This window comes from Streptomyces sp. NPDC056503 (assembly GCF_042794995.1).
Classification (GTDB): domain Bacteria; phylum Actinomycetota; class Actinomycetes; order Streptomycetales; family Streptomycetaceae; genus Streptomyces.
In genome coordinates this window covers 1-15,190 of record NZ_JBHTST010000173.1, presented here as the reverse complement: position 1 = coordinate 15,190, position 15,190 = coordinate 1, and the positions used below count along the sequence as shown (strand labels likewise).

General features: G+C 76.4%; 13 protein-coding genes and 1 tRNA gene. 5 read left to right on the top strand and 9 right to left on the bottom strand.

The window, feature by feature from the left end; all coding sequences use genetic code 11:
* Positions 1 to 34: 34 nt before the first annotated feature.
* The 4 genes from ACFQ8C_RS33445 to ACFQ8C_RS33430 all read right to left on the bottom strand — a co-directional run bounded on the left by ACFQ8C_RS33445 (position 35) and on the right by ACFQ8C_RS33430 (position 3,892).
* A complete protein-coding gene (locus ACFQ8C_RS33445; protein ID WP_383465133.1) occupies positions 35 to 2,419 on the bottom strand; it encodes a hypothetical protein in 2,385 nt (794 codons plus the stop codon).
* 33 nt (positions 2,420 to 2,452) lie between these two features.
* A tRNA-Pro gene (locus ACFQ8C_RS33440) sits at positions 2,453 to 2,524 on the bottom strand.
* Between the two features lie 94 nt (positions 2,525 to 2,618).
* On the bottom strand, positions 2,619 to 3,263 hold the full coding sequence (locus ACFQ8C_RS33435) for an L-threonylcarbamoyladenylate synthase (protein WP_383465131.1): 645 nt from the start codon (positions 3,261 to 3,263) through the stop codon (positions 2,619 to 2,621).
* Positions 3,260 to 3,892: a carbonic anhydrase gene (locus ACFQ8C_RS33430; protein WP_383465129.1), complete on the bottom strand. Its 633-nt coding sequence runs from the start codon at positions 3,890 to 3,892 to the stop codon at positions 3,260 to 3,262. Before ACFQ8C_RS33430 ends, ACFQ8C_RS33435 begins: the two co-directional genes overlap by 4 nt.
* Before the next feature lie 831 nt (positions 3,893 to 4,723).
* Between ACFQ8C_RS33430 and ACFQ8C_RS33425 the strand changes: the two genes are divergently transcribed.
* Complete coding sequence (locus tag ACFQ8C_RS33425) at positions 4,724 to 6,340, top strand: SulP family inorganic anion transporter (protein WP_383465127.1); 1,617 nt, start codon at positions 4,724 to 4,726, stop codon at positions 6,338 to 6,340.
* 32 nt (positions 6,341 to 6,372) lie between these two features.
* Here ACFQ8C_RS33425 and ACFQ8C_RS33420 read toward each other — a convergent pair whose 3' ends face one another.
* From ACFQ8C_RS33420 to ACFQ8C_RS33410, 3 genes are all read right to left on the bottom strand, one after another.
* The gene (locus ACFQ8C_RS33420) at positions 6,373 to 7,101 is read right to left on the bottom strand and encodes a hypothetical protein (protein WP_383465126.1); all 729 of its coding nucleotides are present in this window, start codon (positions 7,099 to 7,101) and stop codon (positions 6,373 to 6,375) included.
* A gap of 581 nt (positions 7,102 to 7,682) precedes the next feature.
* On the bottom strand, positions 7,683 to 8,861 hold the full coding sequence (locus ACFQ8C_RS33415; protein ID WP_383465135.1) for an MFS transporter: 1,179 nt from the start codon (positions 8,859 to 8,861) through the stop codon (positions 7,683 to 7,685).
* 125 nt (positions 8,862 to 8,986) lie between these two features.
* Complete coding sequence (locus ACFQ8C_RS33410; RefSeq protein ID WP_383465124.1) at positions 8,987 to 9,553, bottom strand: Chromate resistance protein ChrB; 567 nt, start codon at positions 9,551 to 9,553, stop codon at positions 8,987 to 8,989.
* Between the two features lie 241 nt (positions 9,554 to 9,794).
* Between ACFQ8C_RS33410 and ACFQ8C_RS33405 the strand changes: the two genes are divergently transcribed.
* Both ACFQ8C_RS33405 and lysA read left to right on the top strand, forming a co-directional pair.
* Positions 9,795 to 10,292 (top strand): SAV_915 family protein, encoded by a 498-nt coding sequence (locus ACFQ8C_RS33405; RefSeq protein WP_383465123.1) that lies wholly within the window; start codon positions 9,795 to 9,797, stop codon positions 10,290 to 10,292.
* Entirely contained in the window at positions 10,289 to 11,752 is a 1,464-nt protein-coding gene (gene lysA / locus ACFQ8C_RS33400; RefSeq protein ID WP_383465122.1) for a diaminopimelate decarboxylase, read from the top strand. Before ACFQ8C_RS33405 ends, lysA begins: the two co-directional genes overlap by 4 nt.
* A gap of 28 nt (positions 11,753 to 11,780) precedes the next feature.
* Here lysA and ACFQ8C_RS33395 read toward each other — a convergent pair whose 3' ends face one another.
* Positions 11,781 to 12,815: an aminoglycoside phosphotransferase family protein gene (locus tag ACFQ8C_RS33395; protein ID WP_383465121.1), complete on the bottom strand. Its 1,035-nt coding sequence runs from the start codon at positions 12,813 to 12,815 to the stop codon at positions 11,781 to 11,783.
* A gap of 450 nt (positions 12,816 to 13,265) precedes the next feature.
* On the opposite strand from ACFQ8C_RS33395, the gene ACFQ8C_RS33390 reads away from it, so the two are divergent.
* Entirely contained in the window at positions 13,266 to 14,444 is a 1,179-nt protein-coding gene (locus ACFQ8C_RS33390; protein ID WP_383465119.1) for an alpha-hydroxy-acid oxidizing protein, read from the top strand.
* 24 nt (positions 14,445 to 14,468) lie between these two features.
* Here the strand turns inward: ACFQ8C_RS33390 and ACFQ8C_RS33385 are convergent, their stop codons facing one another.
* Entirely contained in the window at positions 14,469 to 14,894 is a 426-nt protein-coding gene (locus ACFQ8C_RS33385) for a CBS domain-containing protein (RefSeq protein WP_383465117.1), read from the bottom strand.
* A gap of 51 nt (positions 14,895 to 14,945) precedes the next feature.
* Between ACFQ8C_RS33385 and ACFQ8C_RS33380 the strand changes: the two genes are divergently transcribed.
* Positions 14,946 to 15,143 (top strand): hypothetical protein, encoded by a 198-nt coding sequence (locus ACFQ8C_RS33380; RefSeq protein WP_383465115.1) that lies wholly within the window; start codon positions 14,946 to 14,948, stop codon positions 15,141 to 15,143.
* Positions 15,144 to 15,190: the final 47 nt, after the last annotated feature.

The following is a 15,190-nucleotide window of genomic DNA, read 5'->3' as shown; positions in this document are numbered from 1 at the left end:
GGCTCGCCCCTCGGGGCGCCGGGGCACGGTCACGTCACTTCCACGGATCGGGCCGCAGCCAGTGCCCCGAGACGGACCACCCCGTCAGCCGACGCGCCCGCCCCGCCCGGGCCGACCCCTCGGCGTCGAAGACGCCGCCCTCGGCCACATGCCGCAGGCCCAGCAGAGCGGGCGCCAGCCGCGACGCCACCAGCGGGTGGCGGGACGCCTCCACCGGCAGCCACGCCAGCACCTCGGCCCGCTCGGCCTCCCCGCACACCGACAGGTGGAAGACCATCTGCCGCCAGGCGTACGCGGCGTCCTTCAGCCCCGTCAGCGGGTACGGGCTCCGCCGCGCCCGCTCCGTCAGCCGGCGGACCGCGCCGAAGCAGCGGCGCGCCGCCTCGGCCCAGCCCGGCTCCGGCGCGATGCCGACCCGCCGCACCAGCGTCGCCAGGTTGTGCGTGGTGAGGATCTGCGCCTGCTCGATCACCATGCCGTGTCCGGCGACGGAGTCGTGGCCCCGCTCGCGGCCCGCCCGGGCGTGGCACAGCCGGGCGAACTCCTTGAGCGCCTCGTCGTTCCCGCCCCGGTCGCCGCGCCCGCCGCCGGCCGACCCGGTCCGCCGCGCGGCCAAGGCGCCCAGCTCCGCGTAGTCGATGCCGTAGTACCGCTCGTACAGCGAACCCCCGCCCAGGAGTTCGGCCGCGATGCCTGCCGCGGCGAGGAACTTGCCGCTGAACCGGCCCATGAAGATGTCCGCCGCCAGCTCCTCCGTCAGCGGCGCGTCCAGCCCCGACGCGGCGAGCAGCGCGCCGAGTTCGCGTACCAGCGGGTTCGGCAGCAGGGTGCCCGGGAAGTGCTCCACGGCGGTCTCCGCCAGGGTCCGCGCCGCCGCGGCCGCCGAGCTCCGCGTCGCGTCGTCGCCCTCCGCGTGCCCGTCCACCGCCCGCACCCACGGCAGCTCCTCCGGAGCCACCTGGCGGGCGAGGTCGACCAGCAGCAGGGAGCGGCGGCCGCGGAACGCGCGGTAGTTCGCCGCCATCAGCGTCCGCAGCTCCGGGTCCCGGTAGACGGCGGCCCGCTCGGCCGCGACCAGCTGGGGCACCAGCTCGGCCATGGCCTCCGCGGAGGGCACGATCCCGGACGCGACCAGGGTGCCGAGCGGCGCGCTGCGCGTCCCGTCCACCACCCGCCGTACCGACGACGGCACTTCGGCGCCCTCGGGCAGGCCGGTGCGCAGCTCCTCGGCCGCCGTCACCGGCGCCACGAACGGCGCCACGCCGACGACCCCCGACTCCTGCGGCAGGGCGGCCAGCCGCTCCGCGACCAAGTGCGCCAGCGCGTGATGCGCCGGGAGCGCGGCCTGAGCGGCCTGCCTGCCCCGCAGCGCCGTGTGCCGCCCGGAACCCGGCAGGCCCCGCTTCCGCACCATCCCCGTGACCGCCACCCGCACCAGCCCGGCCCACCGCGCGTCCAGCTCCCGCCCGGACGTCAGCTCCGCCAACGCGCCGCGCAGGATCCCCTCGTTGCTCCCCGGCCTCCGGTGCCGGCCCGTGAGCGGATGGGCGGCGAGCAGCCGTGCGTACCGGTCGAGCAGCTCCCGCCCCCGCGTCAGCCACGCCCCCTCCGGTACGACGCCCGCCGGCACGACCCCCTCAGGGCCGGTGAACTCCACCCAGTGACCCAGGAGTTCGTCGGCGAACGGACGCCAGACGCTCAGCGCCTCGCGCTGCGCCTCCACGGCGTGCTTCGGCGCCCTGGCGGTCAGGGCGCCACGCGCCTGCTCGACCGTGGAGCGGTGCACCGCGCCCGCCTCCGGCGCCGGAAGCCCCGCGGGGCGCTCCGCGGCGCGCGCCGCCGAGGGCCGCTCCGTCGGCCGCGGGAGGAAGCGCAGCCGGTCCGCGAACGGCCGCAAGGACTCGACCAGTCCGACCGCCGCGTCCGTCTCGCCGGCCCGCACCAGCCAGGCCACCGTCAGGAGCGCCGCCTCCTCCGGCAGGCTCACCTCGTAGCGGCCCGAGTCGAGCAGCTCCCACAGGGCGGCGAGACCCGGCTCGGTCAGGTGGTACGCGAAGAGCGCCGCCCGCTCGGCGGGCACTCCGGCGTGGTAAGCCGCCTCCGCCTCGAACTCCCGGAGCGGACCGCCGGCCCGCGCCGAACCGGTCGCGAAGCCGCCGTGCAGGACCTCGGGCGTCACCCAGGCGGGGTACCCGGCCACCGGCGTACGGGAACCGACCCGCAGCGTGCCGGAGGCCATCCCCGCCAGCACGTCCCGCCAGCCGCGCGCCCGCTTCCCGGCCCGCTCGCGGGTCGCCGGGTCCGCATGGGTGAGGGACGTGGTGAAGGCCCGCGCCAGCTGCCGCCGGACATGATCGGGGGAGGGACTGAAGAGCGTCGGCGCCGTCGACTGCGTCGACCGCGCGGGCGGTGGGGACATCGGAGGCTGCTGATCAGCGTGCGTGTTCATGAGCCGACGTGGCGGGTGCCGCCCCCGCGCCCTCCGGGTCCCGAGCCCGGCGCTCTGCTGCTGAGCTACACGTCGATGGGACGAAACCGTAGCGACGGCCCCGGGCCCGGGCAACGGAGATTCCGTCGGACCGGGGCCGGGGCCGGGGGAGCGGGGGCGGGCGGAGGAGTCAGGGAACGATCAGGTCCGGCACGAGCGCGCGGAGTTCCGCCACCGGCAGGACGCCGTCACGGACGAGGACCGGCCGCTCGCCGCTGAGGTCGACGATCGACGACGAGACCGCGCCGGCGGTGCGCCCACCGTCCAGGTACACCGCGACGGACCCGCCGAGCATCGTCTGCGCGGCGTCGCAGTCCTGAGGCGACGGGTGGTCCGTCAGGTTGGCGCTGGAGACCGCCAACGGGCCCGTGGCCGCGAGGAGTTCCAGGGTGAGCGGATGGTCCGGCATCCGGACCGCCACCGTGCCGCCCGTCTCGCCCAGGTCCCAGTCCAGCGACGCCCGGTGGCGGACCACCAGGGTCAGGCCGCCCGGCCAGAAGGCGTCGATCAACGCCCTTGCGGCGTCGGGGAGTTCGTCGGTCAGCTCGCCGAGCGCGGCCGCCGAGTCGACCAGGACGGGGGAGGGCTTGTGACGGCCCCGGCCCTTCGCGGCCAGCAGCGAGGCGACCGCCTTCGGGTCGAAGGCGTCCGCCCCGACCCCGTACACGGTGTCCGTCGGCAGGACGACGAGCCCGCCGCGGCGCACCGCGGCCACGGCCTCGTCGAGACCCGCCGCGCGGGCCGCCGGATCGGAGCAGTCGAAGCGGGACGTCACGCCGGAGTGCCCTCCTCCACCACGGCCCCGCGCGTGGTCACGAGGCGGGCGCTGCCGCCCGCCAGCTCGTAACCGAGGCCGACGACGGCGATCTCGCCGGCCGCCACCTGCTCGGACAGCAGCCGGGAACGGTCCAGGAGCAGGTCCACGGTGTGCCGGATGTGCTCGTCGATGATGTCGCTGTCCGCGGTCAGACCGGCGGTCCGGGCCGCCAGTATGCTCGGCGTCACCCGCTCCACGACGTCCCGCACGAAGCCGTTCGCGGCGAAGCCCTCCTCCACGGCCGCGCGGGCCGCGGCGACCGCGCCGCAGGAGTCGTGGCCGAGGACGACCACGAGCCGCGCGCCGAGGACGCTCGTCCCGTACTCCACGCTGCCGAGGACCTCGGGGCCGAGGACGTGCCCGGCGGTGCGGACGACGAAGAGGTCGCCGAGCCCCCGGTCGAAGATGATCTCGGCCGCGAGCCGGGAGTCGGAACAGCCGAGGATGACCGCGAACGGGTCCTGGCCGGGCGCCAGCTCCGTACGACGGGCGGCGTCCTGGTTCGGGTGCTCGGGCGTGCCCGAGACGAAGCGACGGTTGCCGTCGAGGAGGGCGTCGAGGGCAAGGGCCGGGGAAGTTCTGGGCATGCCGCCACCCTATGTGCGTCCCCCGCCCTTCGCGCTACCGGGTAGGGCCCCGCCGAGCCCCCTTGTGACGCATCGCACCCACCCCGCGAAGCCGTCTCCTGCCTGCACGCGCACCCCGTACGGCCTGCCGATCCCCGAGGATCCGGGATCTTGGATCCAGAACCTCGGATATCGGATCCAGAAGCTCGAATTTCGGATCCCGGTTCTTGGATCCCGGATCCAAGAACTCGGAGGTCGGATCCTGGATCCCAGTTCTTGGATCCAGGAACTCGGATCCAGGGACTCGGAGCTCGGAGGCGCTTCCCCCGCGGGCTACGTTCCGCCGCGGGATCCGCCGTACGACCCCCCATGGGGGAACCCGCCCGCGACGGCCGGCGCCCGTCTCCGTCCCGGCGCGCGCCCCGCCGGTGTCCGAGTGAGCGGCGCGCGCGGCCGACGCGCCGTCCGTGCCGGAGAGCCCCCGCGCCGGTCCGGCGGCGGTTCGCGTCACGTACCGCTCGCTTCCGGCCGGAAGCCCGCCCCCGGCGACCCGGCGCCGCCGCTCGTGCACCCGCCCCCACTACCCTGCGGCCGACACCCCCGCCGCCGCCTGATCCCGGGCTCGGGCCCATGGCCCCGCGCCGCCGTGCCACCAGGCCCCCGCGCGCCCCGGACCGCACCGTACTTCGGCACCCCACCCCACCCCACCCCACCCCACCCCACCCCACCCCACCCCACCCCACCCCACCCCACCCCACCCCACCCCACCCCACCTCGCACCGCACCGCACCGCCGTGTCGCGTCTCCAGCCCACCCACCCGATCGCAGCCCGACCGTGAGGGGTTCTTCCGCATGCCGTCCAGCCCGCCGTCCGGGGGGCCGCGTCGCCTCCCTCCCCACCTCCGCCAGGACTTCGGGGCCTCCCTCGTCGTCTTCCTCGTCGCCCTGCCGCTGTGCGTCGGCGTCGCCGTCGCTTCCGGCGTCCCCGCCGAACTCGGTCTGGTCACCGGCATCGTCGGCGGCCTCGTCACCGGCCTGATGCGCGGCAGCAGCCTTCAGGTTTCCGGGCCCGCCGCCGGGCTCACCGTCCTCGTCCTGGAATCGGTGCGGACCTTCGGCGCGGCCGGGCTCGGGGTGATCGTGCTGGCCGCCGGGCTGGTCCAGACGGTGCTGGGCGTACTCCGTTGGGGGCGCTGGTTCCGGGCCATCTCGCTCTCGGTCGTGGAGGGCATGCTCGCCGGGATCGGCCTGGTGATCGTCGCCGGCCAGCTGTACGCCGCCGCCGGCGTCGCCGCCCCGGACGGCGGTTTCGCCCGGCTCGTCGCGCTGCCGGCCGCGCTCGCCGGGGCGCTCACCGACCCGGCGGCGGCCGCCTCCGTGGCCGTCGCCGCGGGGACGGTCCTGGTGATCGTCGTCTGGCCCCGGCTGCCCGGCCGCGCCGGCGCCTTCCCGGCGGCGCTGGTCGCCGTCCTCCTCGCCGGGCTCGTCACGTTCCTCGCCGGACTGCCGGTCGAGGCGGTCCGCGTCGACGGCGTCCTGGCGGCGGTCCGCCCGCCCGACCCGGCGGCCTTCTCCCTGCTCGGCGAGCCCGCCGTCCTCGGGACCGTCCTCGCCTTCGCGCTGATCGCCTCCGCCGAGTCGCTGTTCAGCGCGGCGGCCGTGGACCGGCTGCACGACGGGCCGCCCACCGAGTACGACCGCGAACTGTTCGCCCAGGGAGTCGGGAACACCCTCTGCGGCTTCCTCGGCGCTCTGCCGCTGACGGCCGTGATCGTCCGCAGCTCCGCCAACGTCCGGGCAGGCGCGCGTACCCGCGCCTCCCGGGTGCTGCACGGCGTCTGGCTGCTGGTCTTCGCCGCGCTGCTGCCCGGCTCGCTCGCGTACGTACCCCTGCCGGCGCTCGCGGGGATCCTGGTCCACGCCGGCTGGAAACTCATCCCCTTCCGGGCGGTCGCCGACCTCTGGCGCGGCCACCGGGGCGAGACGGCGATCCTCGGCACGACGGCGGCGGCGATCGTCGCGGTCGGCATGCTCGAAGGGGTCCTCGCCGGACTCGGACTCGCCGTGGCCAAGGCCGCCTGGGACGCCTCGCACCTGCGTGTGGACCACGTGGACGAGCCGCCGACGGCGGTGGGCACGTCGTCCCACCCCGCCGGGCACGCGCCGGACGGGACGGCCGCCGAGGCGGAGGGGGTGCTCCGGGTCCGGCTCAGCGGCGGTGCCACCTTCCTCCGGCTCCCGAAGCTCCTCGACGCCCTCGAAGCGCTGCCCCGGGACCGGCCCGTCGAGGTGGACCTGTCCGGGCTGCACCACCTGGACCACGCCTGCCGCGCCGCGATGACCGCGTGGGCCGAACGGCACACGGCCGCCGGACCCCACCCCGTACGCCTCCACCCCTTCCCCGGCCCGCACGGGCCCCCTCACCCGCAGCCGTCACCGGCCACCGCTCTCACACCCGCCGGCCCGTGAGCCGGTGAGCCCGCGAGCCCCTTCGCCGGGTGTCAGGCCGTCGCGTCCCAGGCGCGCGTCAGCCCGTCCAGCCAGGCGGGGGGAAGCTCGGCCGCGTCCCACTTCTCCCGCAGCTCCGCCGGACGGGCGGCGAGCCGTTCGAGGACGGCGAGGCTCGTGGGGGAGTGGACCAGGGTGTAGCGGCCGTGGATGGCGATCGCGCTGCCCGGGCCGTACGTGGCGTACAGCCGCTCCAGGTGTGGGCGGTTGTCGGCGGCGAACGACGTCAGCCGCCCCGGATAGGCCGCCCGCTGCCGGGCGCCCATCGTGGCGAGCGCGGCGGCGAGCACCTGCTCGGTGACCTCGGGGTCGAGGTCGGACTCCTCGGAGAAGGAGAGGTACAGCGGTACGACCGCCACCTTGGCGCGCTCGACCTCCATCCGGCCGACCCGCGGCCGGGCCTCCGCCTCCGCGTCGGCGTCCTCGGCGACGGCCGCGCCCAGCGCGCGGTCGGCGAGGCCCGCGAGCCCCTGGGTGACGGCCCGTGAGCCGTCGCGCCAGCCCGCCGCGTACGGCTCGCCGCTTCCCGGCGGGGCCTGGCGTCCGGTGCCGGCCAGTTCCTCGCGCGCGACGGCGAGGGCGCCCGCCTCGACGAGGCCGATCAGTTCCTCGGCGTCGCCGGAGTACACCCCCGCCCGCGCGAGGAGCTGAAGCAGCGTCGTGCGCGCGTTGTCGACGCTCGCGGCGTCGAGCTGGAGCCGTTCTTCCCGGGCGGCGGTCATCGGTGGTCCTCCTCCTCGCGGTACCGGCGCGTACGGGTGCGGCGGACGCGCCTTCGAGGACGCGACGATCACGGGCCCGCGCCACGCTCCCCTCGCGGCGGCGCACGTACGGGACCGGTGATCAGGTCCTCAACCGCCGAGGTTTCCAGCTTCCCGGGCCCTCCGTCCAGCCGACTTCCCGGTCCCCGCCCACCAGGCACGCGGTGCCATCCGCGCCGCGGGGCGTCGACGACCCGCGACGGCCCCTGCGCCTCGCGGCATATCATACCCCTCCCCGGTATCCAGGTCCGATGGGCGCGGCCCGAGCCCCCCAGGGGAGCGAGACACCAAGTGCCAGCGCAGGGCAGGCACAACCGGCATGCCGGGCCGGGGCGTCCGCCCGTGCCCGGCCCGGTCCGTCGAGCTCGTCGGGCTCGCCCTCCTGTGCGCCCTCGGCCACCGGCGCCGTCCACCGCCACGTTCCCCGACCGTCACTCACCAGCCGTGGCCGCGATGGTGATGACCCGATCGATCCCGGCGCACGTCGGCACCCGTACCGACGCCCGACCCGTGGACGGGTATCGGCGCGGGTGCGAGAGCGGTCAGGCCGCGGAGCCGGCGTCCCCCGCCCCCGCCGTGCGCGGAGCCGTACGCCCCCGGCCGGACCGGGCGAGTCCGATCAGCGGGCCGACGGCGATGACGGCCGCCAGCGCGGTGTAGCCGGGGCCGAGGCCCGCCAGGGTCGCCACGCCCGCGACGAGCAGCGGACCGCCCGCGTCGCCCAGCTCGCGGCCGAGTTCGGCCGAGCCCATGGTCTGGCCGAGGCGCTCCCGCGGTGTCGAGGAGGCGAGCGCGGCGAAGCCGAGCGGGGTGACGAGGCCGGTGCCGGCGCCGATCAGGACCGCGGCGAGCAGGATGCCCGGCAGTCCGGGGACGACCGCGCAGCCGAGGCCGGCGGCGGTGACGAGCAGGCCGGTCGTGAGGCCCCGGCCCGTGGTGAGCCGCCCGTCGTCGAGGGCCCGCCCCGCCTTCGGCTGGACGACGGCGGCGGTGAGGGCGAGGGCGGAGACCGCCGCGGCGGTGGCGACCGTGCCGTACCCGGCGGCGGCGCCGGACACCGGCAGGAAGCCGACGCCGACCGACAGGGCGGCGGTCGCCGCCGCCAGCGCCGCCGTCGGCCGGAGGAAGACCGGATCGGCGAGGCGGCGGGCGAGGTCGAGCACGGTCTGGCGGCGGCGGGGCAGCGGCGGCACGGGAGGTACCGCGAGCAGTGCCCACACGGCGACCAGCGCGGCCAGGACCGCCATCACCCCGAACAGCAGCCGCAGTCCGCCGAGCCACATCAGTGCGCCGCCCAGGAGCGGGCCGAGGGTGTAGCCGATCGACTTGTGGAAGCCGTACGAGCCGAAGGCGCGCCCGTGCTTGGCCGCCGGGTTGAGCCGGGCGACCAGGGCGGAGGCGGACGGCGAGAAGGCGGAGGCGGCCGCGCCCTGGCCGAGCCGCGCGACCCACAGCCAGCCGGGACTGTCGGCGACGACGTACGCGGCGGAGGCGGCGGCGAAGCCGATCAGGCCCGCGATCATCACCGGGCGGCCGCCGACCCGGTCGGCGAGTGAGCCGAAGACCGGCTTCAGCAGGACCTCGGCCCCGTCGTAGAGGGCGAGCAGCGTGCCGAGCATCAGCAGCGAGCCGACGATGTCGTCGGTGTCGCCGCCGAGCACGGCGGCGACACCGTGGGCGCCGAAGGCGGTCGTGAAGCCGGCGGCGTAGAGCGGCCACATCCGCCAGGACGGCGGCATGCCCGGCGAGTCCACCGCCTCAGGCGTCCGGGGACTGCCGGACGCCCCGGCTGCGCCGGACGCCTCTGGCGTCCCCGGAGGCTCCGGTATCCCGTTCGTCTCCCTCGTCACTGCTCCTCACCGCCCGCCTGGTGCAGTGCGCGGAAGACCAGCTCCGCGTACTCCTCGCAGACGGCGACGCAGTGCGCGAGCCGTTCGCCGGCCTTGCCCGCGAGGGGGGCGCCGAAGACGTCCCGGGCCGTCAGGTCCCGGTGCCAGCGGCGCAGCCGCTCCAGGGACTGTTCCTCCTCCTCCAGCTCGGCGAGGGTGAACTTGGCTGTGCGGATCTCCTTGGCGATCTCCTCCTCGAACTTCCCGCAGTCCGCGAGGAACTCCGTCCAGTCGTCCTCCCGCGCGGCGGTGAAGAGCGCCGCGAAGCGGGTGGCGTCCTCGGGACCGCGCCCGGCCGCGTCGAGGCGGATCGATTCACCGCCGGCGCGTTCGGTGAGTTCGAGGGCTCGGGTCATCCCGCCCCCGAAGGCGGGCACGTCGGGGACGGCCCAGACCCCCTGCCCGAGCGAGAGGGCGCCGACCTTGCGCAGCTCGCGCCAGACGGCGACGCGGTGCCGGGAGGGCTCGGACGGCAGCTTGACCACCAGGATCAGCCAGCGGACGGTGTGCTCTTTCCTTGTCACGCGGCGAAATGTAGCAGCCGTTACATCTCCTTCTGTGCGGATGGGCCCGCCCCTGCCCCAGGCCGGCCGCCGCCCCGGCCGCCCGTCGGCCGGGGACGGCGCGTGACGATCGCGTCAAGAGTCGACCGGTCCGGCGTCAGGACCGCGTCAGGGACGCGGACTCCCCGCCCCGAGGCGGGCAAAGCTGCCAGGACGCGCCCCGGTGAACCGCCGTCGGGGCCGAACCGTCCCGGAGGACCCCATGCCCCGTACCCCGCACGCCGACGACCGGGCTCCCGCGGGCCCGGCCCCCGAGCCCACGGACCCGGAACCCGTCGAACCGGCCCCGGCCGGACGCCTCTGCGTGCCCGTCCGGCCGGGCGGACACGGCGTCACGACCCGCCTCTACCGCACGCCCGTCGGCGCTCGCACGGCCGTCGCCTTCACCACCCCCGAACGGCTCCGCGCCACCCTCGGCGCCGAGCAGGCCTGGATCCCGCTCTCCGAAGCCGCCCTGCGCGCCCTCGTCCGCCCGCTCGGCGTCCACGTCCTCACCGTCGACCCGGTCCTCACGGCACCCTTCACCGCGGCGCGGGAGCCGGCACCCGCGTGCGGGCTCCCGCCGGCCCCTGCCCCGGCCCCGACGCCTGCTCCCGCCCCGGCCCCGACGCCCGCCTCCGCCCAGGACCCCGCATACGTACGCCCCGGCACCCCGTGCGCGCGCCGCTTCGACCCGGCCGCCAGGAGGGCCGCCGCATGACCGCCGTCGACCTGTCGTCCCCCGCGACGCCCCGCGACCCCGGCGGCCCCACCGCCCCCGCCACGACGCCTCACGGAGCCGATGTAGAAGGAGCCGAAGTCAACGGAGCCGAAGTCAACGGAGCAGAAGCCGACGGAGCCGAAGTCGGTCAACGCGTACCGGAGTTCTCCGTCTGGCCCGCCACCGTCACCGAGGAGCCCGGCGGCCGGGTCCTGCTCGCCGGGGTGCCGCTGACCGACATCGCGGACGCGCACGGCACACCGGTCTACGTCCTGGACGAGGACGAGATCCGCGGTCGCTGCCGCACCTACCGGGCGGCCTTCCCCGCGCCCGAGGCCGAAGTGCACTACGCGGCCAAGGCGTTCCTCTGCCGCGGTCTCGTCCGGCTCGTCGACGAGGAGGGCCTCGGCCTCGACGTCTGCTCCGCCGGCGAACTCGGACTGGCCGTCACCGCGGGCTTCCCGCCCGAGCGGATCCTCCTCCACGGCAACGCCAAGTCCCCGGCCGACCTCGACACCGCGCTGCGCCTCGGCGTCGGCCGGATCGTCATCGACAGTCCCGCCGAGATCGCCCGGCTCGCCGCCGCCGTCGGCCCGCGCGGGCACCAGAAGGTCATGCTCCGCGTCACCCCGGGCGTCGGCGCCGGCGGCCACGCCAAGGTCCGTACCGGGACCGACGGCCAGAAGTTCGGGCTCTCCCTGCGCGACGGGCACGCCCAGCACGCCGTCGCCCGCGTGCTCGACCAGCCGCAGCTCGAACTCACCGGCCTGCACTGCCACCTCGGCTCCCAGATCACCGAGACCAAGCCCTATCTCACCGCCCTCCGGCGGCTCGTCGGCCTCATGGCCCGGATCAGGGACGCCCACGGCGTCGCGCTGCCGGAGCTCGACCTCGGCGGTGGCCACGGCATCGCCTACCGGCCCGGCGACCCGGTCCTCGACCCGACCGCCCTCGCCCGCCGGCTCCGCGCCGCCCTCGCCGAGAGCTGCGCCGCCGCGGGACTGCCCGTCCCCCGGCTGCTCGTCGAACCGGGCCGGGCCGTCGTCGGACCGGCCGGCGTCGCCCTCTACCGGGTCCTCGCCGTCAAGACGACCGGCGGGCGCGGCTTCGTCGCCGTCGACGGCGGCATGAGCGACAACCCCCGCCCCACCCTCTACGGCGCCCGGTACGCGCCCCGTCTGATCGGCCGCCGCTCCACCGCCCCGGCCGTCCGCACCACCGTCGCCGGGCGCCACTGCGAGGCGGGCGACCTCCTGGCGGAGGACGTCGACCTGCCCGCCGACATCCGGCCGGGCGACCTGCTCGCGGTGCCGGTGGCCGGCGCGTACCAGCTCTCCATGGCCTCCTCGTACAACCTCGTCGGCCGTCCGCCGGTCGTCGCCGTCCGCGACGGCGCCGCACGGCTGCTGGTCCGGCGGGAGACCCTGGAGGACCTGCGGGCGCGGGACGTCGGACTGTAGGCGCCGGGACCGGCGGGCCCCGCCGCCGTCACAGCTCGTCGTCGGTGGCGGCGAAGAGCTGCCGCACCCAGGAGGCGCTCGCCTCCTCGCTGTCGCCGGTCGGGGTCCCGGGGAAGAGCCGGAACCAGGAGCCCGCCCGGCCCAGCGCGGCCAGCCTCACCGCGAGCACCGCGGCCCGCCGCAGCTCCGCCGGCGACGGGCCGAGGCCGGTCCAGTGCTCCAGGTACGCGTCCACCATCGGGGCCACGTGCTCGGGGCCGTACCGCTGCCGCACCTCCCGGACCGGGACCAGGAGGCTGCCGAAGGGGTGCGCGGCGCAGGCGTCGCCCCAGTCGAAGAAGGTGAAGCGGCCGGGGGACGGGGCCAGGATCTGCCCGTCGTGCAGGTCGCCGTGGTCGAGCGAGTCGGGCAGCCCGTACGCGTCGAGTTCGGCGCACAGGTCGACGAGCCGGGACCGCCGCCGCAGCAGCGCGGCCCGCTCGTCGGCGTCGAAGAGGGGGTTCCTGGCGACGAGCGCGTCGAAGACGTCCGGCAGCTCCCGGGTCCGGGCGCCGGGCACGCCCAGGGCGGAGAACCGGGACGCGTACGGGACGAGCCGCCGCTGCATCTCGCCGTACCGGCCCAGTGCCGTCGTCCACGCCTCCGGTCCGGCCGCGCCCGCGTCCAGGACGTCCCGGAAGAGCGGCCCGCCGTCGGGGAGCAGCGCCCGGCCGCGTCCGGCGTCCACCGCCAGCGGGGTCATCACGTGCTCGGGCGTCCACTCGGCGAGCGCGCCGGCGAGCCCGGCCTCGAAGGCGTTGGACGGGGCGCCCGCCTTCAGCCAGACCGCGTCCCGCTCGCCGCCGCCGGTGCGGAACCGGACGAGGACCGACCAGGGGCGCACCCGTACCTCGCGTACGCCGGCCTCCACCAGCCCGCGCGAAGCCAGGACCCGCTCGACCCAGCCGAATACCTCCCGCCGCCATCCCACGTCGTCCCAGGGCGTCACCGAGTCGGCGAACCGCCCCCGGTCGACCACGGCGGCCCGCTCGCCGCCGCCCGTCCGTTCGTCGTTCCCGCGCATCCGGTGATTCCATCACCGGCCCGCGGCCGGACGCATCGGAATATGCCGGACGAGCCCTGCCCTCGGGCCGTCAGGCTCGACCGTGGGGCCGCTGGGGGGCAGCGCGTCACGGCGGCGCCGGAGGACGGACTCCGCAGGGGCCGCCACCTGCACCTGCCCGGGCACGTCCCCGAGCCAGGGCACGTCCCCGAGCCAGGGCACGCACCCAAGCCCGGGCACATCCCCGAGCCCGGACACGCACCCAAGCCCGGGCACATCCCCGAGCCATGGCACACCCCCGCGCCCGGGCGCGTCCCCGGCCTGTCCCCGTGCCCGGGTCCGCCCGCGCCCCCGCGCACCTCGCGGGCTCCGCCCGACCATGGCGCTTCGGCGCGCGGGCTGGCACCGTGGGCGCCACCGGCGGCCGGGGCGGGCCCGGTCCGGGACGGCGAGGGAAGGGCGGGGCCCACGATGAGCGGCGCGTTCGGCGGGCGGTACGGCGACTACCAGAACGAGATCTACCTCGCCGGACTCGGCGGAGTGCTCCCCGGTCTCCCCATGACCTACGCCGAACTGGAGGCCCGTGCGGCGGCCGCGCTGCCGCCGTCGGTGGTGTCGTACGTGGCGGGCGGGGCCGGCGACGAGTTCACCCAGCGGGCCAACGTGACCGCCTTCGAACGGTGGGGCCTGGTACCCCGGATGATGGTCGGAGCGGCCCGACGCGACCTGGGCGTCGACCTCTTCGGGCTCCGGCTGCCGTCACCGCTCTTCATGGCGCCGGTCGGCGTCATCGGGCTCTGCGCGCAGGACGGACACGGCGACCTCGCCACCGCCCGCGCGGCCCGCCGCACCGGCGTGCCGATGGTCGCCTCCACCCTCACGGTGGACCCGATGGAGGAGGTCGCCGCGGAGTTCGGGGACACTCCGGGCTTCTTCCAGCTGTACACCCCCACGGACCGGGACCTCGCGGAGAGCCTGGTGCGGCGCGCCGAGGCCGCCGGCTTCAAGGGGATCGTCGTCACCCTCGACACCTGGGTCACCGGCTGGCGGCCGCGCGACCTCGCCGCGAGCAACTTCCCGCAGCTGCGGGGCCACTGCCTCGCCAACTACACGTCCGACCCGGTCTTCCGGGCCCGGCTCGCCAAGGCGCCCGAGGAGGACCCCGGCGCGGCGATCCTCGAATGGGTCGGCGTCTTCGGCAACCCTCTGACCTGGGCCGACCTGCCGTGGCTGCGTTCCCTCACCGACCTGCCGCTGATCCTCAAGGGCCTCTGCCATCCCGAGGACGTGCGCCGCGCCCGCGACGGCGGGGTGGACGCGGTGTACTGCTCCAACCACGGGGGCCGCCAGGCCAACGGCGGCCTGCCCGCCCTCGACGCCCTCCCCGACGTCGTCGAGGCCGCGGACGGCCTGCCCGTCCTCTTCGACTCGGGCGTCCGCACCGGCGCGGACGTCGTGAAGGCCCTGGCGCTGGGCGCCACCGCCGTGGGTGTGGGCCGCCCGTACGCGTACGGCCTGGCGGTGGGCGGCGAGGACGGCATCGTCCACGTCCTCCGCTCCCTCCTCGCCGAAGCCGATCTGATCATGGCCGTGGACGGCTACCCCACCCTTCCCGACCTGCGCGAGCGGGGAGCCCTCCGCCGCCTGTGAGCCCCCGGCGCGCGCGCCGGGGGCTCAGTGCGCGGGCGCGCGGGAGACGTCGGAGACCAGGTCCCCCACCGTGCTGTCGGGGAGGCGGCGGGCCACGTCGGCCTGCGCGATGATGCCGACCAGGACGTGTTCGTCGAGGACCGGGATCCGGCGGATCCGGCGGTCGGCCATCAGCTGTAGGACGCGGTCCAGGGAGTCGCCGGCGTCGACCGTGACGAGCTCGCCCCGGGCCAGTTCGCCGGCGGTGCACCCGGCCGGGTCCCGGCCCTCGGCGACCACCCGCACCACGATGTCGCGGTCGGTGAGCATGCCTTTCAGCCGTTCGTCGGGGCCGAGGATCGGCAGCGCGCCGACGTCGAGTTCGACCATCTTCCGCGCGGCGTCGACCACGCTCTCCTCGCTTCGGACGCAGGTCACGTCCGGGGTCATGATGTCGCGTGCCGTGGACATGGCGTCCCCTGTCTGCCCTGTCTCCGCTGCTTCCGCTGCTTCCGCTGTCCCGTGTGGTCGTGGACCCTCGTACACGCGGCGGGTGCCCCCTGCGGGCGGCGCCATGCGCCTCCCGGCTCGACCGTCCCCGCCCACCCCGTCTCCACCGAGTACCCGATCACCCTCGCCGCCGAGGACGGGCTCTGCGTCGACACCGCCACCATGACCGCGGTCGTCCCGCCCCGCGGCCCCGGCACGCCGGTCCGCTGACTCCGGCGGGACGACGGCGGAAGGGCCCGGTGCCCCCCGCGGCCGGG